At 61.4% G+C, this 19,529-nt stretch carries 20 protein-coding genes; 14 read left to right on the top strand and 6 right to left on the bottom strand.

From position 1 onward, the window contains the following. Positions 1–10: 10 nt before the first annotated feature. Both CFY91_RS00100 and tldD read left to right on the top strand, forming a co-directional pair. Positions 11–865, top strand: a complete 855-nt coding sequence (locus CFY91_RS00100) for a carbon-nitrogen hydrolase family protein (protein ID WP_093984298.1) — start codon at positions 11–13, stop codon at positions 863–865. Next, entirely contained in the window at positions 862–2,319 is a 1,458-nt protein-coding gene (gene tldD, locus CFY91_RS00095; RefSeq protein WP_093984297.1) for a metalloprotease TldD, read from the top strand. Before CFY91_RS00100 ends, tldD begins: the two co-directional genes overlap by 4 nt. A gap of 8 nt (positions 2,320–2,327) precedes the next feature. On the opposite strand, the gene CFY91_RS00090 is transcribed toward tldD, so the two are convergent. Next, entirely contained in the window at positions 2,328–2,648 is a 321-nt protein-coding gene (locus tag CFY91_RS00090) for a Rieske (2Fe-2S) protein (protein ID WP_093984296.1), read from the bottom strand. A 173-nt stretch (positions 2,649–2,821) separates the two neighbouring features. On the opposite strand from CFY91_RS00090, the gene CFY91_RS00085 reads away from it, so the two are divergent. From CFY91_RS00085 to CFY91_RS00075, 3 genes are read left to right on the top strand one after another with little or no spacing between them, the layout of a single operon-like run. Then, a complete protein-coding gene (locus tag CFY91_RS00085; protein ID WP_371870541.1) occupies positions 2,822–3,832 on the top strand; it encodes a FecCD family ABC transporter permease in 1,011 nt (336 codons plus the stop codon). Continuing rightward, entirely contained in the window at positions 3,832–4,608 is a 777-nt protein-coding gene (locus CFY91_RS00080; protein WP_093984294.1) for a heme ABC transporter ATP-binding protein, read from the top strand. The genes CFY91_RS00085 and CFY91_RS00080 overlap by 1 nt, the downstream gene beginning before the upstream one ends. A 15-nt stretch (positions 4,609–4,623) precedes the next feature. Beyond that, on the top strand, positions 4,624–5,511 hold the full coding sequence (locus tag CFY91_RS00075) for a ChaN family lipoprotein (RefSeq protein ID WP_093984293.1): 888 nt from the start codon (positions 4,624–4,626) through the stop codon (positions 5,509–5,511). A 172-nt stretch (positions 5,512–5,683) separates the two neighbouring features. On the opposite strand, the gene CFY91_RS00070 is transcribed toward CFY91_RS00075, so the two are convergent. The 4 genes from CFY91_RS00070 to CFY91_RS00055 form a co-directional block, all read right to left on the bottom strand. After that, positions 5,684–6,493 carry a Crp/Fnr family transcriptional regulator gene (locus CFY91_RS00070; protein WP_093984292.1) on the bottom strand — a complete coding sequence of 270 codons (810 nt, stop codon included), beginning with the start codon at positions 6,491–6,493 and terminating at the stop codon, positions 5,684–5,686. Positions 6,494–6,618: 125 nt separating this feature from the next. After that, positions 6,619–6,915 carry a TfoX/Sxy family protein gene (locus tag CFY91_RS00065; protein ID WP_093984291.1) on the bottom strand — a complete coding sequence of 99 codons (297 nt, stop codon included), beginning with the start codon at positions 6,913–6,915 and terminating at the stop codon, positions 6,619–6,621. Between the two features lie 13 nt (positions 6,916–6,928). Beyond that, complete coding sequence (locus CFY91_RS00060; RefSeq protein ID WP_093984290.1) at positions 6,929–7,270, bottom strand: pentapeptide repeat-containing protein; 342 nt, start codon at positions 7,268–7,270, stop codon at positions 6,929–6,931. Positions 7,271–7,339: 69 nt separating this feature from the next. After that, positions 7,340–8,908, bottom strand: coding sequence for a bifunctional aminoglycoside phosphotransferase/ATP-binding protein (locus CFY91_RS00055; protein ID WP_093984289.1), 1,569 nt, complete (start codon positions 8,906–8,908; stop codon positions 7,340–7,342). 115 nt (positions 8,909–9,023) lie between these two features. Between CFY91_RS00055 and mrcB the strand changes: the two genes are divergently transcribed. From mrcB to CFY91_RS00040, 3 genes are read left to right on the top strand one after another with little or no spacing between them, the layout of a single operon-like run. Beyond that, positions 9,024–11,351 (top strand): penicillin-binding protein 1B, encoded by a 2,328-nt coding sequence (mrcB, locus tag CFY91_RS00050; protein ID WP_093984288.1) that lies wholly within the window; start codon positions 9,024–9,026, stop codon positions 11,349–11,351. An 18-nt stretch (positions 11,352–11,369) separates the two neighbouring features. After that, positions 11,370–12,074, top strand: a complete 705-nt coding sequence (locus tag CFY91_RS00045; RefSeq protein WP_165765277.1) for a tetratricopeptide repeat protein — start codon at positions 11,370–11,372, stop codon at positions 12,072–12,074. 2 nt (positions 12,075–12,076) lie between these two features. Then, entirely contained in the window at positions 12,077–12,415 is a 339-nt protein-coding gene (locus CFY91_RS00040) for a YqcC family protein (protein WP_093984287.1), read from the top strand. Positions 12,416–12,421: 6 nt separating this feature from the next. On the opposite strand, the gene CFY91_RS00035 is transcribed toward CFY91_RS00040, so the two are convergent. After that, a complete protein-coding gene (locus tag CFY91_RS00035; RefSeq protein WP_093984286.1) occupies positions 12,422–12,862 on the bottom strand; it encodes a DUF4124 domain-containing protein in 441 nt (146 codons plus the stop codon). 404 nt (positions 12,863–13,266) lie between these two features. Between CFY91_RS00035 and CFY91_RS00030 the strand changes: the two genes are divergently transcribed. The 6 genes from CFY91_RS00030 to CFY91_RS00005 all read left to right on the top strand — a co-directional run bounded on the left by CFY91_RS00030 (position 13,267) and on the right by CFY91_RS00005 (position 19,184). Then, positions 13,267–14,991 carry an acetolactate synthase 3 large subunit gene (locus tag CFY91_RS00030; RefSeq protein ID WP_093984285.1) on the top strand — a complete coding sequence of 575 codons (1,725 nt, stop codon included), beginning with the start codon at positions 13,267–13,269 and terminating at the stop codon, positions 14,989–14,991. Between the two features lie 2 nt (positions 14,992–14,993). Beyond that, positions 14,994–15,485, top strand: a complete 492-nt coding sequence (gene ilvN, locus CFY91_RS00025) for an acetolactate synthase small subunit (RefSeq protein ID WP_093984284.1) — start codon at positions 14,994–14,996, stop codon at positions 15,483–15,485. A 50-nt stretch (positions 15,486–15,535) separates the two neighbouring features. Further along, positions 15,536–16,552: a ketol-acid reductoisomerase gene (gene ilvC / locus CFY91_RS00020; RefSeq protein ID WP_093984403.1), complete on the top strand. Its 1,017-nt coding sequence runs from the start codon at positions 15,536–15,538 to the stop codon at positions 16,550–16,552. Positions 16,553–16,698: 146 nt separating this feature from the next. Beyond that, entirely contained in the window at positions 16,699–17,514 is an 816-nt protein-coding gene (gene pssA / locus CFY91_RS00015; RefSeq protein ID WP_093984283.1) for a CDP-diacylglycerol--serine O-phosphatidyltransferase, read from the top strand. A 60-nt stretch (positions 17,515–17,574) separates the two neighbouring features. Then, positions 17,575–18,582: a protein-methionine-sulfoxide reductase catalytic subunit MsrP gene (gene msrP, locus CFY91_RS00010; protein WP_093984282.1), complete on the top strand. Its 1,008-nt coding sequence runs from the start codon at positions 17,575–17,577 to the stop codon at positions 18,580–18,582. Then, a complete protein-coding gene (locus CFY91_RS00005; RefSeq protein WP_093984402.1) occupies positions 18,582–19,184 on the top strand; it encodes a protein-methionine-sulfoxide reductase heme-binding subunit MsrQ in 603 nt (200 codons plus the stop codon). Before msrP ends, CFY91_RS00005 begins: the two co-directional genes overlap by 1 nt. The last annotated feature ends 345 nt before the right edge of the window (positions 19,185–19,529 follow it).

The raw sequence follows: 19,529 nt of genomic DNA, 5'->3' as shown, positions 1-19,529 counted from the left end.
GAGCGCGTGTATGACAGTGGCGGTCATTCAGATGGTCAGCCAGGATAACCTGGCCGACAACCTGCAGCAGGCCTGGCAACTACTGCACCAGGCGGCAGCAGGCGGTGCGCGCCTGGCGGTATTGCCGGAGAACTTTGCGGCCATGGGGCGGCGCGATCTGGCGGCGCTGGGGCGCGCCGAGGCCTTGGGTGAAGGGCCGCTATTGCCCTGGTTGCGCCAGACTGCGCGCGACCTCGGTTTGTGGCTGGTGGCCGGCACCTTACCGTTGCCACCCGACGGCCAGCCCGAGGCGCGCGCCCGGGCCTGTTCGCTGCTCTTCGATAACCAGGGGCAGCGGGTGGCACGCTATGACAAGCTGCATTTATTCGACGTCGACGTGGCCGACCAGCGCGGGCGCTATCGTGAGTCGGACGACTATGCGTTCGGCGAGCAGTTGGTGCTGGCAGATACGCCCTGTGGCCGGCTGGGGCTGACGGTGTGCTACGACCTGCGTTTCGCCGAGCTGTACATCGCCTTGCGTCAGGCCGGTGCCGAGCTGATCAGTGCGCCTTCGGCATTCACCGCAGTGACCGGCGCGGCGCACTGGCAGGTGTTGACCCGTGCTCGCGCCATTGAAAGCCAATGCGCCATACTGGCGGCCAATCAGGGGGGCATGCATCCGGGTGGACGGCAGACCTTCGGGCATTCGGCCATCATCGATGCCTGGGGGCGGGTGCTCGCCGAGCAGGCCGCAGGCTCCGGCGTCTTGCTGGCTACTGTGGATGTCGCGGAACAGCAGGCCATTCGCCAGCGCATGCCGGTAGAAGAACATCGTCGTTTTCAGCTCGTTGGCCCTTTGCCAACGAGCGTTGTGGAGTGCGCATGAGCAGTAATTATCTAGCCCAGGTCAGCGAACATTTGCTGGCTCCGGGTGGTTTGAGCCTTGAGCAGTTGCCGGTTTTGCTCGGTGAGTTGGCCGGGCCTGGCGTGGATGCCGGCGACCTGTATTTCCAGAGTCAGATTTCCGAGAGCTGGATGCTCGAAGACGGCATCGTCAAGGAAGGCAGTTTCAACTTCGACCAGGGCGTTGGTGTGCGCGCGCTGGCCGGTGAAAAAACCGGTTTTGCCTACAGCAACGGTATTGAGCTGCCCGCCTTGCGCCAGGCAACGCGTGCCGCCCGTTCGATTGCCCGGGCCGGGCAGCAGGGGCGGGTGCAGGCCGCCCAGGTGCCGCCGTTCAGTCCGCTGTACGCGGCGGACAATCCGCTGGATGTACTGTCGCGGGCAGACAAGGTGGCCTTGTTGCAACGTATCGACCGCGCCACGCGGGCGCTCGATCCGCGCGTGCAACAGGTCACAGTCAGCCTGGCCGGGGTCTGGGAACGTATTCTGGTCGCGGCACTGGATGGCAGCCTGAGTGCGGATATCCGTCCGCTGGTGCGTTTCAATGTCAGTGTCATCGTCGAGCAGCAAGGGCGTCGTGAGCGCGGCGCACAAGGCGGTGGGGCGCGCAGTGACTACCGCTATTTCCTGCAGGCCGATAGCCAGGGCGAGGAGCGGGCCATGGCCTATGCCCGCGAAGCGGTGCGCCAGGCGCTGGTCAACCTGGAGGCGGTCGCCGCCCCGGCCGGTAGCCTGCCGGTGGTGCTCGGTCCGGGCTGGTCGGGGGTGCTGCTGCACGAAGCCGTGGGGCATGGCCTGGAGGGCGACTTCAACCGCAAGGGCAGCTCGGCGTTCAGTGGACGGCTGGGCCAGGCGGTGGCTTCGCCGCTCTGCACCATCGTCGACGATGGCACGCTGAGTGGGCGCCGTGGCTCGCTCAGTGTGGATGACGAAGGCACGCCGACGCAGTGCACCACACTGATCGAGAACGGCATCCTGCGCGGCTACATGCAGGACAAGCTGAATGCACGGCTGATGGGCATGGCGCTGACCGGCAACGGGCGGCGCGAGTCCTACGCGCACCTGCCCATGCCGCGCATGACCAATACCTACATGCTGGGTGGCGACAGCGATCCGCAGGAAATCATCCGCTCGGTGAAGAAAGGCCTGTACTGCGCCAACCTGGGTGGCGGGCAGGTGGACATCACCAGTGGCAAGTTCGTGTTTTCCACCAGCGAGGCCTACCTGATCGAGGACGGGCAGATCACTGCGCCGGTCAAGGGCGCGACGCTGATTGGCAACGGACCGGAAGCCATGGGCCGGGTATCGATGGTCGGCAATGACCTAAGTTTGGACAGCGGCGTGGGCACCTGTGGCAAGGATGGCCAGTCGGTGCCGGTCGGCGTCGGCCAGCCGACCCTGAAGATCGAGCAGCTGACGGTGGGCGGCACCGCCTGAGCGGCGGTCTATTCGGCGTCCAGCCAGATGCCGGCGGCGTCCTCGTGGCAGGCCAGGGCGCGCAGCCGTTGTCCGCTGCACGGGCCGGCAACGCACTGGCCGTCCTCGATGAGAAACAGTGCGCCGTGGCTGGCGCACTGGATCAGGCTAGCGCTGCTGTCGAGAAACTGGTCGGCTTGCCACTCCAGCGGAATGCCGCGGTGCGGGCAACGGTTTTCGTACAGGTAGACCTGTCCGGCATGCCGCACGGCGAGCAGGCGCAGGGTGCCGTGCTGGAAACCGCGACTCTGGCCTTCGGGCAGTTCGCGGCTGGTGCAGAGCAGTGGCATACGGCTGTTCCTGGCGTGTAGGACAAGGCGCAATTATCGCCTGGCGGCGGCTTGTCCGGCAAAGCGCACCAGGCATGGGGCTGGCGAGGCGGGCGCCGGACTCTTATCCTGCCGGCTGATTTGTACTTGCAGGCATAGACATGGCCTTTTCCCTGGCTCCGCGTTACGTATTCATGCTGCTCGCCGGACTCCTGCTGGCCAGCTTCTGGTTGTCCCTGGCCCTGGGGCCGCTGAGCCTGCCATTGCTGGATAGCCTGCAGGCGCTGCTGCGCCTCTGTGGTGTGCCGCTGGATGGCGCGGGATTGCAGCAGGCCGAGCTGATCGTCGCGCAGATTCGCCTGCCGCGCAGCGTGCTGGGGATGTGCGTGGGCGCGTTGCTGGCGCTGTCCGGGGTGATCATGCAGGGGCTGTTCCGCAACCCGCTGGCCGATCCGGGTTTGATCGGCGTTTCCAGTGGTGCGGCACTCGGGGCGGCGCTGGTCATCGTCTGCGGCTCCCTGCTCGGCCTGGCCGGCTTGCCGGACTGGCTGCAGTCTTCCGCGCTGGCGCTGGCCGCCTTTGCTGGCGGCAGTCTGGTTACTTTGTTGGTCTATCGCCTCGGTCAACGTGACGGTCGCACTCACGTTGCTTCGATGTTGCTGGCAGGGATCGCCCTGACGGCACTGGCCGGTGCGCTGGTCGGCCTGTTCAGTTACCTGGCCGATGAGCAGCAATTGCGCAGCCTGGTGTTCTGGAACATGGGCAGTCTGAATACGGCCAGCTACGCACGAGTCTGGCCGCTGCTGCTGATTGGCCTGCTGGCCCTGGCCTGGCTGCCACGCCGCGCCGCCGCGCTGAATGTGCTGTTGCTCGGCGAAGCCGAGGCGCGTCACCTGGGGTTTCGTGTCGAGCGGCTGAAGGCCGAGCTGGTGCTGGCCACCGCGCTGGCGGTTGGTGCATCGGTTGCTGCGGTGGGCATGGTGGGGTTTGTCGGACTGGTGGTGCCGCATCTGATGCGCCTGCTGCTCGGGCCGGATCATCGCTTGCTGTTGCCGGCGGCCGCCCTGGCCGGGGCCAGCCTGTTGTTGCTGGCCGACCTGGCAGCTCGCCTGCTGCTGGCGCCGGCCGAGTTGCCGCTGGGCATCGTCACCGCGCTGATCGGCGCGCCCTTTTTTCTCTACCTGCTGAGTCGGGGACGCTACTGATGGACGGGGTATTGCAGGCGCGGCAACTGCAAGTTTGTCGGGGGCCGTGTGCCGTGCTGGAAAACGTCGAATTGACGTTGCCGGCGGGGCAGGTGCTGGGCGTGCTGGGCGCCAATGGCGCGGGTAAAAGCTCGCTGCTGGCGGCGTTGAGCGGAGAGCTGGAGCCTACTCAGGGGCAGGTGTTACTGCAGGGGCGCCCCTTGCGCGCCTGGTCGGCGCGTGAGCGCGCCCTTCAACTTGCCGTTCTGCCGCAGAGCTCGACGCTGAATTTTGCGTTTTCCGTCGAAGCGGTAGTGGCTTTTGGCGGTCTGCCACACAGTGAAGCCCGCCAGCAGACGGAGCAGCGGGTAGCTGCGGCGCTGCAGGCCGCCGATGCCGTCCACCTGCGAGGGCGCAACTACCTGGAGTTATCCGGTGGTGAGCGTCAGCGTGTGCACCTGGCCCGGGTGCTCGCACAGCTCTGGCCTGGTCAACCTGGCCAGGTGTTGCTGCTCGATGAACCGACGGCGATGCTCGATCCGGCGCATCAGCACGGCATCCTGCAGGCGGTGCGACAGTTAGCCGGGCGTGGCGTGGCGGTGCTGGTCGTGCTGCATGATCTGAACCTGGCGGCACGCTATTGTGATCACCTGCTGTTGCTGCACCAGCGTCACGTGCACGCCCAGGGCAGCCCCGCACAGGTACTCGAAGCCAGCTTGCTGGAGCAGGTGTTCGGCTTACCGGTGCTGGTACAGCGTCACCCCCTGCTGGATCATCCGCTGGTGCTGATCCGCTGACCCGAGGAGTCAAACATGCGTGTGTTGCTACTGTTTTGTCTGCTGGGCCTGGTTGCCTGCCAGTCGTTGCAGGCGCCTAGCGCCCTGCCGGCCTGGCAAAGTCCGCAAGCGCGCGAACATACCCAGTTGGGGCATATCATCGAATTGCGCACTGGCCGGCTGTTGACGCCTGCGCAACTGCTGGAGGCACTGGCCTCGACCCCTTTGCTGCTGGTCGGCGAGCAACACGACAATCCCGATCATCATGCCCTGCAGCTCTGGTTGTTGCGTAATCTGGTGCAGCGCCGCGCACAGGGTAGCCTGTTGCTGGAAATGCTCGACAGCAGTCAGCAGCAGGCGCTACGCCAGGCGCAGGATGACTGGCGGCGTGGTGCGCGACCTGCGGACCCGCTGCTGGCATTGCATTGGCAGGCCGGCTGGCCCTGGCATCTCTATGGGCCGCTGGTGGAATACGCACTGCGTCAGCCTTATCCATTGCTGGCTGCCAATCTGAGTCGTAGCGAGTTGCTGCAGGTGTATCGCCAGCCTCCGCCGCTGGTCGGCACGGCGAGCAGTGCTGCAGCGGTGCGCCAGGCACTGTTGGCGCAAATACGCGAGAGCCATTGCCAGTTACTACCGGAAAGCCAGTTGCCGGCCATGCTGGCGGTACAGCAGCAGCGTGACCGGCGCATGGCCGAGGCGCTGTTGGCCGCTGCGCAGCCGGCCATGCTGCTGGCCGGGGCCTACCACGTGCGGCGCGATGTGGGGGTGCCCCTGCACCTGGCTGATCTTGGCGGGCCTGCGGCTCGCGTATTGATCCTCGCCGAGGCCGGGCGCGAGGTCACGGCTGAGCAGGCGGACTATGTGTGGTACAGCGCGGCCGTCGAGGAGCAGGACTATTGCGCCAGCCTACGGCAGCGTTGAGCAGGCAAAAAAAGACCCGGCAGAGCCGGGTCAAAAACCGTGATTAGCCTGATGAGGAGATAACCTGAAGGGTCAGACTGCCAGACCTTTCCGCTATCTGGCTGGCCTCGCGGCCAGTTGAGTTAATAATAACTATTCTCATAAATGGTGCAAGTCTTTTTGAGAATAATTTTCAAAAACTTTCGGCGGGCTCCTGTTTCAGGCGCAGTTGGGTGACCTCGCGATTAAGCAGGTCGATGCGCCGTGCCATGCTTTCGATCAGGCTGTGGGCAATGCGTGGGTTGCTCTGCATCAGGCTGAGGAACTGCTCCTTGGGAATCACCATGACCGTGCAGGGCTCGCTGGCGATGACCGTGGCGCTGCGTTTCTCGCGGGTGAAGACGGCCATTGCGCCGAAAATCTCATCCTTCTGTACGTCGCCGACCTTGTGCCCATCGACATAGGCTTCGGCATGTCCCTCGATGATGATGAATACATGATCCGCCTCATCACCCTGGTGAATCAGCTCTTCTCCGGCGGCGAAATGCTGGAAGCCTGTGGCGGGGCGGATTTCCGGTTGCTTGAGGCGCGCTAGCGCGTCGGAGAGCAGCGCGGTTTGGCCGATCAGGTACTGCAGGAACAGCTCCTGGCGAGTTTCATCGGCATAGATATGCTGGAAGACCTTGCTGCGCGCGTAGGGTAGCAAGGTGACCGGCTCGTCACTGCTGTAGCGGCAGCTGGGCATGTCAATGCCCTGGCGCAGGCCCAGCAGGTCGCCTTCCTGTAGATAGAACAGCGGGCGCTCATCGACCAACGCGTGTAGCAGGCCGTTCTCGATGAGGTACAGCTGGTTGGGCGGCAGTTCGGCGCACAGATCGTCGCTGCCGGCAAAGATCAGTGCCGGGCCTTCCGGGCTTAGCCCCTGCAGCAACTGGGCAGGAATGCTCTGCAGGCGGTTGATCAGCTGGTCGGCGTAGGCCGGTTGCTCCCCGAGTAGATACATGACGGTAATTCCTTGAGCGATCTGTGAGTCTGGTAGGACGGCTGGTCAGTGTGGCGGTATGGCTGGACATGGGCCTGGCCGTGAAACAATAGGCTGTGCCTGGCAGGGCGTAAATGGCGCGCTGTTCAAGGTGTGAGCTGGCGTGCATTGTGCTCCTGGCTGATGTGGTAAAGGCGATCAAGCTCGGCCTTGCGCTGTTCATCCAGCTGCCGGCTGGGCAGGTCGCGCAACGCGGCGTCCAGCGCATAGAGGAGGCTGCGCGTGACCCTGAAGCCGCGTTGGCGCACGCAGGCATAGGCCTGAACTGCGCCCAGTCGGCGTAGTTCGGCGATGCTGTGGATGCCGCAGGCATGCAGCCACTGGGCAGATGTCTTGCCGAGATTCTGCAGTTCCTGCAGCTCGTCGCGGCTGGTGCTGGGCATGATGGCTGGCGGCTCAGGGGCGATAGCGCATGCGTGTGCCGAAGTTGAGCGACATGAGGATTTCGTCAGCACTCAGTTCGGCCGGGAAGTAGGCGCCGGAGATTTGCGCATGAGCGATGCTCGCCCCCTCCATCTGGCAGCTACGCAGGTCTACCCCGCGCAGGTCTGCGCCACGGAAGTAGGCGTCGCGGAGGATCACCCGGTCGGCGTCGAGCAGACGCAAGTCAAGCCCACGGAAATCTCCGCCGCTGAGGTCGATCAGGCCTTCGGCTGGCTTTTGCGCGTTGAATTCCTTGACGCGCTCACTGTGCAGGAGCCGATACAGCGGGTTATCCAGTTGGCGTGGGGCGGGCATGGCAAGTCATCCTGTTGGCCGTTTTCCCGAGTATAGCCAGCGCCCGGGCGCTTTGCCCGGGCGTACCTGTCACAGGCCGGGAAGGTGCTGGCGAATGCGTTCGATCAGGCTGTCCAGGCTGCTGGCGTTATGGGTGTCCACTCGCTGGCAGAGCAGTTGCTCCTCGTGTAGCAAGGGTTCGCGTCGGCTCTGTTGAGCGGCAATTACCGCCAATGTCGCGTCGGAGGGGTCCTGCTGGTCGGCCTGGCGTTGCGCCAGCCACTGTTCGATATAGGCCTGTGGCGCGTGGCAGTCGAGGATCAGCAGGGGGCAGCCCAGTGTTTCGGCGACTGCCTGGGCGGCTTGACGCTGGCTGTGTTGGAGATAGGTGGCATCGATCACCACCGGATAACCGGCGGCGAGAATGTCGCCAGCCAAACGATGCAGATGAGCGTAGGTTGCCGCACTGATTTCGCTGCTATATAGGCCAGCGTACAGCGTGTCCTGGGTTGCGCCTTGTTGGGCCGCGAACAGGCGCTTGCGCTCGCGGTCCGAACGCAGGCGGATGGCGCCTAGTGCTTCCACCAGGCGCATGGCTACATGGCTCTTGCCGACGGCGGATACGCCATGGGTAATAGCCAGGAAGCGCGACGGAATGGCGCTGTAGCTTTCCGCCAGATCGGCGTAACGACGGTATTGGCGAAGCATGACGGCACGCTGCACAGCGTCGCCTTCCTGGGCCATGCTGAACAGGCTGACCTTGGCGCGTACTAGTGCGCGGTAGGCCTGGTACAGGTTGAACAATGGTAGCGCCGCATAGTCGCCGCTGTGCTCCAGCCACTGGTCGAGGAAGCGCCGCGCCAGGGGCTTCAGGCCGCGGTCTTCCAGGTCCATGACCAGGAAGGCGGCGTCCGAGGCGATATCGATCAGGCGGAACGGCTCATTGAATTCGATGCAGTCGAAGAACACTGGCTGGCCATCCAGCAGCGCGGCGTTGCCCAGGTGCAGGTCACCATGGCATTCGCGCAGCATGCCCTGCTGGCAGCGTTGCTCCAGCAGGGGCTCGAGACGGGCAAAGGTACTGCGTGTCCAGGCTTCGAGGGCCTCCAGCTGTTGCAGGTCGCGGCTATCCTGCAGCAGCGGACGGATCTGCTCGAAGTTTTGCCACATGGGCGCCCCAATCGCCGCGCTGTTGCACAGGGCGTGCTCTTGGGGGAGTGCCGGCGTGCTGGCGTGGAAGCGGGCGATTTGCTCGGCCAGCTGGTCGATATGTTGTGGCAGCAGCTCGCCGCGTGCCTGTACCTCGGCAAGTAGTTGGCTTTGTGGGAACTGGCGCATCTGCAGGGCGTATTCGATCACTGGCGCTCCGGCGTCGACGCCGAGCTGCGGGTGCTGTTCGCTGCCGCCGATGGCCAGTACCTGCAGGTAGAGACCTTGCGTCAGGCGCTGGTTGAGGCGCAGCTCTTCAGCGCAGTAGTGCTGGCGATCGGCCAGGGTGGTGAAATCGAGGAAACCGAAGTTGACCGGCTTCTTGATCTTGTAAGCATAGGGGCCGGTGAGCAGCACCCAGGAAATATGGGTCTCGATGACCTGGAACTGCTCCACCGGGTGGGGGTAGAGGGCGGGGTTCTGCAGGGCGGCGATCAGGGCTTGGCTCACGTTCAGTCCTTGCTGGGGCGTGGTTCGGGGCTGGCATTATGGCTGCTGTGCGTTGCTGTGCAAACCGCTGCGGCGTGCCTGTTGGGGTGGGGCAAAGTGCGTATAATCGCCCGCCATGACTCGTTCCCGTACTCCGCGCAAACGCGCCAAACGCTCTGCTCCTGCCGCCGGTCGCCGCTGGCTGGGCTGGTTATTCAAACTTTCCCTGGTCGGCCTGGTGGTGCTGGCGGTATTTGCCGTGTACCTCGATGCGGTGGTGCAGGAAAAGTTTTCCGGTAAGCGCTGGACTGTTCCGGCCAAGGTCTATGCGCGGCCGCTGGAGCTGTTTGTCGGGCTCAAGCTCAATCGAGACGATTTCCTGAGTGAGCTGGAGGCGTTGGGGTACCGACGCGAGTCATCGGCCAGTGGTCCCGGTGCGGTAGCCGTGGCGGGTAACCAGATCGAGTTGCATAGCCGTGGCTTCCAGTTCTATGAAGGCCAGGAACCGGCGCAACGCGTGCGCGTGCGTTTCTCGGGCGACTATGTCGCGGCGCTGCAACTGGCCAGCGGCGCTAATCTGCCGGTAGCGCGCCTGGAGCCATTGCTGATTGGTGGCCTGTACCCTGCGCATAACGAGGATCGCCTGTTGATCCAGTTGGATCAGGTGCCGCCTTACCTGGTGGAAACCTTGGTGGCGGTAGAAGATCGCGAGTTTTTCAAACATTTCGGTGTGTCGCCGAAAGGGATCTTGCGCGCGGTGTGGGTCAACGCTACTGCCGGACAGTTGCGCCAGGGCGGCAGTACCCTGACCCAGCAGTTGGTCAAGAACTTCTATCTGACCAGTGAACGTAGCCTCAGCCGCAAAGCCGTTGAGGCGATGATGGCCGTGCTGTTGGAGCTGCATTACAGCAAGGAGGAAATCCTCGAGGCCTATCTCAACGAGGTGTTTCTCGGTCAGGATGGTCAGCGGGCTGTGCATGGTTTTGGTCTGGCCGCGCAGTACTTTTTTAGTCAGCCGCTCAATGAGCTGAAGCTGGATCAAGTCGCGTTGTTGGTCGGTATGGTCAAGGGACCGACGGTGTTCAATCCGCGCCGTCACCCCGAACGAGCCCTGGCGCGACGCAACCTGGTGCTGGACTTGCTGGTTGAACAGGGCGTGGTGGATGCCGCGCAGGGCGCAGCGGCCAAGCAGCGGCCGTTGGGGGTTACCCAGCGCGGCAGCATGGCCAACAGTTCCTACCCGGCGTTTCTCGACTTGGTGAAGCGCCAATTGCGTCAGGATTATCGTGAATCGGATTTGACCGAAGAAGGGCTGCGGGTTTTTACCAGCCTCGATCCCATCCTGCAGCGCAAGGCCGAGACGGCCATGGCGGAAACCTTCAAGCGTCTGGCCGGTCGCCAGGGGGTGGATAAGGTCGAGGCGGCCATGTTGGTCAGCAACCCGGAAACAGGTGAAGTGCAGGCCCTGATCGGTAGCCGGCAGCCGCGCTTTGCCGGATTCAATCGGGCCCTGGATGCACAGCGGCCGATCGGTTCGCTGATCAAACCGGCGATCTACCTGACCGCTCTGGAGCGCCCCAGCCAGTACACCTTGACCAGCTGGCTGCAGGATGAGCCTCTGTCGGTCAAGGGGCAGGATGGCCAGGTCTGGCGTCCACAGAATTATGACCGGCAAAGCCATGGCACGCTGTACCTCTATCAGGCGCTGGCGCAATCCTACAACCTGTCGACTGCGCGCCTGGGGCTGGAGCTCGGTGTGCCCAGCGTGCTGCGCACCGTGCAGCGCTTGGGGGTAGAGGTCGACTGGCCTGCCTATCCCTCCATGTTGCTGGGGGCGGGGAGCATGAGCCCCATGCAGGTCGGTGCGATGTACCAGACCATGGCCAATGGTGGTTTCAACACCCCTTTGCGGGCCATTCGCAGTGTCTTGACGGCCAATGGCGAGCCGCTCAAGGGCTATCCCTTCCAGGTGCAGCAGCGCTTTGATCCCGGTGCCATCTACCTGCTGCAAGAAGCCATGCAGCGCACCATGCGCGAAGGTACCGGTCGGTCGGTGTACAACCAGTTGTCAGCCAATCTCAAGCTGGCCGGTAAGACGGGAACCAGTAATGATTCGCGCGATAGCTGGTTTGCCGGCTTTGGCCAGGATCTGCTGGGTGTGGTATGGATGGGGCGTGACGACAATGGCAAGACACCGCTGACCGGTGCCACAGGCGCCCTGCAGGTGTGGACCGATTTCATGCGTCGCGCCGATCCCTTGCCGCTGGATATGCCGATGCCGGATAACGTGGTGCCAGCCTGGATCGATGGGCAAACCGGCCTGGGTTCGGATCCGGGCTGTCCCGGTGCTGTGCAAATGCCTTATATCCGCGGCAGTCAGCCGGCTCCCGGTACGCCCTGCGGTATGTCGCTGGGCGCGCCGGTGGAGTCGGTAATGGACTGGGTGCGTGGCTGGCTTGATTGATAATTACGAGGATGCGACGTGAACAAGTTGCCGATACTGCTGGCTGCCGGTTTGCTGCTGGGTGGCTGTGCCACGCCGCAGCAGGGTGCCATTCCTGTTGTCGATGCCGGGGCGCCCTGGTCTGAGTTGGAAGAGGGTTCTGCTGCGCCGGCCTATACGGCTGCGGATACGCTATCTCCACAGACCTTGCCGCAAGACTCGGGTGTCGTGGTCATGGTGCCGCCCGGTGTGGTCAGTGCGCCGTTACAGACCTCCAGTGCGCCGATCACCAGTAGTGTGGTCGACGGGCCAGCTGGCGTGGTACCCCCCGCCTTGCCGCCAGCGCTTGCCAATACCCCCGTATACAGTGCGCCCAGTGGGGTGCCGGGTTCGTCTTCCGTGCTGGCTGCCGATGAACAGTTGGATGGCCCGGTGCTGGCGCTCCTGACGGGGGCCGCGCAGCAGCAGGGCAATGGTGATCTGGCGGGTGCTGCGGCCAGTCTTGAGCGTGCACAACGTATCGCACCGCGGGAGCCGCAGGTGCTCTATCGCCTGGCGGAAGTGCGCCTGGCTCAGGGCGATGCCGCCCAGGCTGAGCAACTGGCGCGACGTGGCTTGACCTATGCCAGCGGGCGAGCTGCCATGCAGGCGGGGTTCTGGGATGTGATCGCCCGCGCGCGTCAGCAGCAGGGTGATGCGGCGGGCGCGGCGCAGGCGCGCGAACGGGCCCGGGCAACGTTCTGATGATGGATTCGCGTAGTCACCAGGTGGCTGATCTGCTGTTGCTGATCGAAGCGGAGCTGCGCCGGCAAGGCTATTGGGCGTCGCAGGCGCCCAGCGTTGAGCGGCTGGCCAGTCGGGAGCCTTTCTGCGTCGATACCTTGAGTTTTATCGAATGGCTGCAGTGGATATTTCTGCCGCGCATGCATCAGTTGCTTGGGGAAGGTGCGCCCTTGCCGGGCGCTTCAGCGATCGCCCCCATGGCGCAGTACAGTTTTGCCCTGCAGGGCGTATCGGCGCTTGGCCTGATAGCCCTGCTGGAGCAGTTCGATGCTTTGCTGAGTGACGCTGCTTCCGTCAGTTGAACGGTATCAACGGCAGTTTTCCTGCAAGCTCTTTTCTGCTTCGGTAATTCGCGCCTGGCGTTCTTCAGCGCTTAGACGGCGTATTTCACCATTTTCCTCGACGCGTACCCGTGGGTTGAGGCGAAGCTGGGAGAGGTTCTCGCGCAGGTCGCTGCAATACTGCTTGCGCTTGCTCTCTTGCTCGGCCACTTCGCGCTTGACCTTGTCGTCGGTGGCTTTCTGCTGTCCTGCTTCCAGTTGGCTGTCCAGCTTGGGCAGCGGCGCTACGCTGCCACTGCTCTTAGGTGGCTTGATAGTGGTGCTGATGCTGGTGGCGCTCTGGTCTTCGGGCGGTTGCGCGCTGAAGTGCGTTACGCCGTTGCTGTCGACCCATTTGTAGACCTGGGCGGCCATGCTGGGCAGGCTCATGGCCATGACTAGGCTGCCTGTGAGAATGATGCGACGCATGCGATGTCCTTGTGCCGGTTGAGCAAAGCTGGAGATTACTATAACCAAAAGCGCGGGGCCGTGTGTTGGCACTGCATCACGCCTCTTGCGGGCAGATAACTGGGTCACATGACTTGACTTGACCCTGTCTAATCCGAACAATTCAGGATTCGCTGGCGCTGGACTGTTCCTGTCAGTTCGCGCAGCAGATCATGAGGTGCATATCCGCGCCGACCTGTTCTACCCGTACCGCGTTACCTCGCGCTGGGTGGGGTGCTCCAGAAACAACTGGCGTATCCCGATGCTTGCTCAGTCAGGAGCTGACGTAGTCGGCGACCACCCGTCGCTCATGCTCTGTGTCTGACAGCACCTATTTGAGAGCCAAGCCAGCTGGCTGGCGTTCTAGCGTTATAGAGGGGATTGACGTGGAGCTTTTATCTGGCGCTGAGATGGTCGTTCGCGCATTGCGTGACGAAGGCGTTAAGTACATCTACGGGTACCCAGGTGGTGCCCTCCTGCATATTTACGATGCCTTGTTCAAGGAGCCCGAGGTAACCCATATCCTCGTGCGTCACGAGCAGGCTGCCACGCACATGGCGGATGGCTATGCGCGCGCCACCGGCAAGGCCGGTGTGGTCATGGTGACTTCGGGGCCTGGTGCAACCAATGCCATTACCGGGATTGCCACCGCCTACATGGACTCGATTCCGATGGTCATCATTTCCGGCCAGGTACCGAGCAACATGGTAGGCACCGATGCCTTCCAGGAAACCGACATGGTGGGCATTTCTCGGCCCATCGTGAAGCACAGCTTCATCATCAAGCATCCTTCGGAAATTCCCGAGGTGATCAAGAAGGCGTTCTACCTCGCGCAGTCTGGTCGTCCAGGGCCGGTCGTGGTGGACATTCCCAAGGACATGGGTGATCCAACCAAGAAGTTCGAGTACAGCTACCCAAAGAAGGTCAAGCTGCGTTCATACAGCCCGGCTACACGCGGTCATTCCGGACAGATCCGCAAGGCGGCGGAAATGCTGCTGGCTGCCAAACGCCCGATTCTTTACGCCGGTGGCGGGGTCATCATGGGCGGCGCTTCGGCTGCCCTGACCGAACTGGCCAAAATGCTCAACCTGCCGGTAACCAATACCCTGATGGGGCTTGGCGCGTATCCCGGTAGTGACCGGCAATTCGTCGGCATGCTCGGCATGCACGGCAGCTACACGGCCAACCTGGCTATGCACCATGCCGATGTGATCCTGGCTGTTGGCGCGCGCTTTGATGACCGGGTCATCAACGGTGCGGCCAAGTTCTGTCCAAACGCCAAGATCATCCACGTGGACATCGATCCGGCATCCATCTCCAAGACCATCAAGGCGGATATTCCGATCGTTGGTCCGGTAGATAGTGTGCTGAGCGAGATGGTCGCCATCCTCAAGGAGATCGGTCAGGCTCCGCACAAGGAAACCGTGGCCAGTTGGTGGAAGCAGATTGACGAGTGGCGCGGTGGCCGCAAGCTGTTCCCGTACGATGAAGGGGACGGCTCGATCATCAAGCCGCAGACGGTCATCGAAACCCTTTGGGAGGTCACCGAGGGTGATGCCTACATCACCTCCGACGTAGGCCAGCATCAGATGTTTGCCGCGCAGTACTACCCGTTCAACAAGCCGAATCGCTGGATCAACTCCGGCGGTCTGGGCACCATGGGTTTTGGTTTCCCGGCGGCGATGGGTATCAAACTCAACTTCCCCGAGGCGGACGTCGCCTGTGTAACGGGTGAAGGCAGCATCCAGATGAATATTCAGGAGCTGTCAACCTGTCTGCAGTACGACTTGCCGGTGAAAATTGTCTGCCTGAACAACCAGGCGCTGGGCATGGTGCGTCAGTGGCAGGATATGCAGTACAGCAGCCGCTATTCACACTCCTACATGGAATCCCTGCCGGACTTCGTCAAGCTGGTGGAGTCCTACGGACATGTCGGCATGCGCATCACCGAGCGTAGCGAGCTGAAGGCGAAGATGGCTGAGGCCTTTGCCATGAAGAACCGTCTGGTATTCCTCGACATTGCTGTGGATACCAGCGAACACGTATACCCGATGCAGATCCGCGATGGCGCCATGCGCGACATGTGGCTGAGCAAGACGGAGCGGACCTGATCATGCGCCATATCATCTCCCTGTTGCTGGAAAACGAGCCTGGTGCGCTGTCGCGCGTGGTTGGCCTGTTTTCGCAGCGTAACTACAACATCGAAAGCCTGACCGTAGCGGCTACCGAGGATCCCAGTCTGTCACGTCTGACCCTGACCACCATTGGTCAGGATGACGTCATTGAGCAGATCACCAAGAACCTCAACAAGCTGATCGAAGTGGTCAAGCTGGTGAACCTGTCGGAAAGCGCGCACATCGAGCGTGAGCTGATGCTGGTCAAGGTCAAGGCGACCGGGGCGCAGCGTGCCGAGATCAAGCGCACCACGGATATCTTCCGTGGGCAGATCGTGGATGTCACCAGCAGCGTGTACACCATTCAGCTGGCCGGCACCAGCGACAAACTGGACAGCTTTATCCAGGCCATCGGCACTACGTCGATTCTGGAAACCGTACGCACAGGTGTTACCGGCATCGCCCGCGGTGACAAGGTCCTGAGCATCTAACCAATTGAATAAATGGCCTTGAGGCCGCGCACTAGGAGATTTCCATGAGCTTGAATGTTTACTACGACAAGGATTGTGATCTGTCGATCATCCAGGGCAAGAAAGTAGCCATCATCGGTTACGGCTCCCAGGGCCATGCCCATGCCTGCAACCTGAAGGATTCCGGTGTTGATGTGACCGTTGGTCTGCGTGCCGGTTCGGCGACTGTTGCCAAGGCCGAGGCACATGGCCTGAAAGTGACTGACGTCAAGAGCGCTGTGGCTGCTGCTGATCTGGTGATGATCCTGACCCCGGACGAGTTCCAGGGCAAGCTGTACAAGGAAGAGATCGAGCCGAACCTCAAGAAGGGCGCAACCCTGGCCTTCGCTCACGGTTTCTCGATTCACTACAACCAGGTTGTGCCGCGTGCTGATCTGGATGTCATCATGATTGCTCCGAAAGCGCCTGGTCATACTGTGCGTTCCGAGTTCGTGCGTGGCGGCGGTATCCCCGATCTGATCGCGATCTATCAGGATGCTTCCGGCAACGCCAAGAACGTCGCGCTGTCCTATGCCTGTGGCGTAGGTGGTGGCCGTACCGGCATTATCGAAACTACCTTCAAGGACGAAACTGAAACCGACTTGTTCGGTGAGCAGGCTGTTCTGTGCGGTGGTTGTGTTGAGCTGGTCAAGGCGGGCTTTGAAACGTTGGTGGAGGCCGGTTACGCGCCGGAGATGGCTTATTTCGAGTGCCTGCACGAGCTGAAGCTGATTGTCGATCTGATGTTCGAAGGCGGCATCGCCAACATGAACTACTCGATCTCCAACAACGCCGAGTACGGCGAGTACGTCACCGGTCCGGAAGTCATCAACGAGCAGTCGCGTGCCGCCATGCGCAATGCACTGAAGCGCATTCAGGACGGCGAATATGCCAAGATGTTCATCAGCGAGGGGGCTACCAACTACCCGTCGATGACTGCTTACCGTCGTAACAATGCTGCCCATGGCATTGAAGTGGTCGGCGAGAAGCTGCGTGCCATGATGCCGTGGATCGCTGCCAATAAGATCGTCGACAAGGCCAAGAACTGAGTCGCACGATGACTGAAGAAACGCGGCGAAAGCCGCGTTTTTTCGTTTTGCAGCGTGGCATCTGGTATAAAGCCTGCGCATCGGCGCTGAACCCGCAGGGTGACGCCTGATTCAATTCATACAGCATCAGTCGCAAGGAATGGTTCATGAGTGAACGTCCCGAAGAGCCCCTGGGCAGTGCCGGCAGCGAAAGTCTGCTGCCTATCGATGAGCATGTCGAAGAAGGTCGAGATGCAGAAGGGCGCAAGGTGCGCCATCGCGGTATTTACCTGCTGCCCAACCTGTTTACCACGGCGGCGTTATTTTCCGGCTTCTACGCCATCATCAATGGCATGAACGGGCAATTCGCCAGTGCGGCAATTGCCATATTTGTCGCCATGGTGCTTGACGGTCTTGATGGTCGCGTCGCTCGGCTGACCAATACGCAAAGTGCTTTCGGCGCCGAATATGATTCGCTGTCCGATATGGTGGCCTTTGGCGTGGCTCCGGCACTGGTGGCTTTCGAGTGGGCTCTGGGGAGTTTGGGCAAGGTTGGCTGGATGGTCGCCTTTATTTATGTGGCGGGTGCTGCATTGCGGCTGGCACGCTTCAATACCATGGTCGGGAGTGCTGACAAGCGGTTCTTTATCGGCCTGGCCAGTCCTGCGGCGGCGGCGGTGGTAGCCGGCACCGTCTGGGCCTTCAGTGATTTTGGTATCAAGGGCTCTAACATGGCGTTTGTGGTGGCGCTGGTCGTCGCTGCTGCCGGCATGTTGATGGTCAGCAATATCAAGTACCACAGCTTCAAGGATCTGGATCTGAAGGGACGTGTGCCGTTCGTGGCGATTCTGGTTGTGGTGCTGGTGTTTGCGGTGGTCTTCAGTGACCCGCCGCGCATTTTGCTGCTGATTTTTCTGGCCTATGCGGCTTCCGGGCCTGTGCAGTACCTCCTGCAGTTGCGCCGTCGTAAGGCAGTGAGCTAGGCACTTTCCTCCCACTCCGCGGTCTGTTGACCTGTCATAGGTCAAGACTGCGGAGCTTGCATGTTAATCCAGTCCTTTTCCTCCTCGCGTAATACTGAGGCGGATGTCACCGATGAGCGGATTTATAGGGCGCGCCGGCATTTCCTTCAAGGGCTCGCGGCTGCTGGTTTGCTAGGTGCTCATGGATCTGCGAGTGGCGCAGGCGTCTCTCCGTATAGCGAGGTGCCGGCGAGCCAGGATCCAGATTGGTTGCGCGACAAGCTGATGCAAGCACGTTGGCAGCGTAGAGATGCCGGGGATGAGGTGCTCACGCCTTTTCGTGATGTCACGCAATACAACAATTTCTACGAGTTCGGTCCTCAGAAGGGGGATCCAGCTTGCCATGCGGGGAACTGGCAGCCGCAACCCTGGTCGCTTTGGGTGGATGGTGAGGTGGCTCGCCCAGGGCGTCTGCCCTTGGATGAATTGCTGGCGCCCTACCGACTGCAAGAGCGTATCTATCGTCTGCGCTGTGTTGAGGGCTGGTCCATGGTCATCCCCTGGCTGGGTTTTCCGCTGCGAGATCTGCTTGAGCGTGTCCAGCCCAGTTCGCATGCCCGCTATGTGCGCTTCGAAAGCGTGGTAGATGCTGAGAATATGCCGGGTGTGCGTTCTGGGTTTAGTTTGCTTGAATGGCCTTACCGTGAGGGGTTGCATCTTGATGAGGCGGCTCATCCATTAACCTTCATGGCAGTTGGTCTGTATGGGCGTAGCCTGCCTGGGCAGAATGGGGCGCCTCTGCGTCTTGTCGTGCCGTGGAAATATGGGTTCAAGAGCATCAAATCCATTGTGCGTATCAGCTTTCTACGGGAGCGTCCGTTGACCACCTGGGAATCTATGGCGCCGCAAGAGTATGGGTTTTACGCCAACGTCAATCCGCATGTGGATCATCCTCGCTGGAGTCAGGCTCGTGAGCGGCGCTTACCGGGCAGGCTATTTGCGCCGAACGTAATCGATACGCGCCTGTTTAATGGGTATGAGGAGGTTGCGGGGCTATATAGCAACATGGATTTGCGGGTGAACTATTGATAGCGAAACTGTACTGGCGCGTTTCGGTATTCGTTCTGGCCTTGGTCCCCTTGCTGCACCTGTTCTGGGGGGCGATCAATGAACAGTTGGGTGCGGATCCGGGCAAGGCGCTGGTAGACAGTCTGGGCTCATGGGCTCTGCTCTATTTGCTGGCATGTTTGTCGATGACTCCGCTACGAAAAATGACCGGTTGGGCGGGGTGGCAGCTGGTGCGCCGTCAGCTTGGCTTGTGGAGTTTTACTGCCGGTTGCCTGCATGTGCTGGCTTATCTGTTCTTCTTGCTTGGTTGGCAATGGGGGGCGTTGTCCGCAGAGCTGGCGCAGCGACCCTACATCGCCGTTGGCGCGCTAGCCTGGATGCTCCTGTTGCTGCTGGCACTCACTTCAACACGGGCTAGCCAGCGTTGGCTGGGGAAGAACTGGCGCCGCCTGCATCGCACGATATATCTGATCCTGCCTTTGGTATTGCTGCATATGCTCTGGGTAGTGAGGGCAGACTGGGGTGAATGGTTGGCATATGCCTTGGTGGGTGGGTTGCTGTTGATATTACGTATACCGGCTGTTGCGATGCCCTTGAGGCTGATGAGGGATGTTTGGAAATAAAGCTTGACCTGCGGGCTGAGCTGCCTATAATTCGCCGCTCTTGCAATGCCGGTCTTACATAAAAAGTCTTCTTAATCAAAGACTTAGGTAAATAAAAGGCTTGCAAGAGCGGTGCGATTCTGTAGAATGCGCCGGGTCGGCAGGGCTAAAGCGCTGTTGATGAATGAGGTGCTTGACAGTGTTTTCGGATGCTGTAATATGCGCCTCCCGCTGATCGGAAGCGCTGCTTCGGTTCAGCTAAGCGGTTGAGAAGAAACGAAAAATTCTTCAAAAACAGCTTGACAGATTGAAAGGCTGCTGTAGAATGCGCGGCCTCGGTTGAGGCGAAAGACTTGATCGAAACGC

Source organism: Pseudomonas fluvialis, assembly GCF_002234375.1.
Classification (GTDB): Bacteria; Pseudomonadota; Gammaproteobacteria; order Pseudomonadales; family Pseudomonadaceae; genus Aquipseudomonas; species Aquipseudomonas fluvialis.
This window is presented reverse-complemented; position numbering and strand designations above follow the sequence as displayed.

What these genes read in the sequence shown, in the direction of transcription:
- CFY91_RS00085 (WP_371870541.1), top strand. Translation starts at nt 2,822, where the DNA reads ATGCTGCTCGCCGGACTCCTGCTGGCCAGCTTCTGGTTGTCCCTGGCC.
- mrcB (WP_093984288.1), top strand. Translation starts at nt 9,024, where the DNA reads ATGACTCGTTCCCGTACTCCGCGCAAACGCGCCAAACGCTCTGCTCCT.
- CFY91_RS00070 (WP_093984292.1), bottom strand. Translation starts at nt 6,493, where the DNA reads ATGTATCTACTCGGGGAGCAACCGGCCTACGCCGACCAGCTGATCAAC.
- CFY91_RS00040 (WP_093984287.1), top strand. Translation starts at nt 12,077, where the DNA reads ATGGATTCGCGTAGTCACCAGGTGGCTGATCTGCTGTTGCTGATCGAA.
- CFY91_RS00090 (WP_093984296.1), bottom strand. Translation starts at nt 2,648, where the DNA reads ATGCCACTGCTCTGCACCAGCCGCGAACTGCCCGAAGGCCAGAGTCGC.
- CFY91_RS00065 (WP_093984291.1), bottom strand. Translation starts at nt 6,915, where the DNA reads ATGCCCAGCACCAGCCGCGACGAGCTGCAGGAACTGCAGAATCTCGGC.
- CFY91_RS00035 (WP_093984286.1), bottom strand. Translation starts at nt 12,862, where the DNA reads ATGCGTCGCATCATTCTCACAGGCAGCCTAGTCATGGCCATGAGCCTG.
- ilvN (WP_093984284.1), top strand. Translation starts at nt 14,994, where the DNA reads ATGCGCCATATCATCTCCCTGTTGCTGGAAAACGAGCCTGGTGCGCTG.
- CFY91_RS00080 (WP_093984294.1), top strand. Translation starts at nt 3,832, where the DNA reads ATGGACGGGGTATTGCAGGCGCGGCAACTGCAAGTTTGTCGGGGGCCG.
- CFY91_RS00075 (WP_093984293.1), top strand. Translation starts at nt 4,624, where the DNA reads ATGCGTGTGTTGCTACTGTTTTGTCTGCTGGGCCTGGTTGCCTGCCAG.
- msrP (WP_093984282.1), top strand. Translation starts at nt 17,575, where the DNA reads ATGTTAATCCAGTCCTTTTCCTCCTCGCGTAATACTGAGGCGGATGTC.
- pssA (WP_093984283.1), top strand. Translation starts at nt 16,699, where the DNA reads ATGAGTGAACGTCCCGAAGAGCCCCTGGGCAGTGCCGGCAGCGAAAGT.
- CFY91_RS00100 (WP_093984298.1), top strand. Translation starts at nt 11, where the DNA reads ATGACAGTGGCGGTCATTCAGATGGTCAGCCAGGATAACCTGGCCGAC.
- tldD (WP_093984297.1), top strand. Translation starts at nt 862, where the DNA reads ATGAGCAGTAATTATCTAGCCCAGGTCAGCGAACATTTGCTGGCTCCG.
- CFY91_RS00060 (WP_093984290.1), bottom strand. Translation starts at nt 7,270, where the DNA reads ATGCCCGCCCCACGCCAACTGGATAACCCGCTGTATCGGCTCCTGCAC.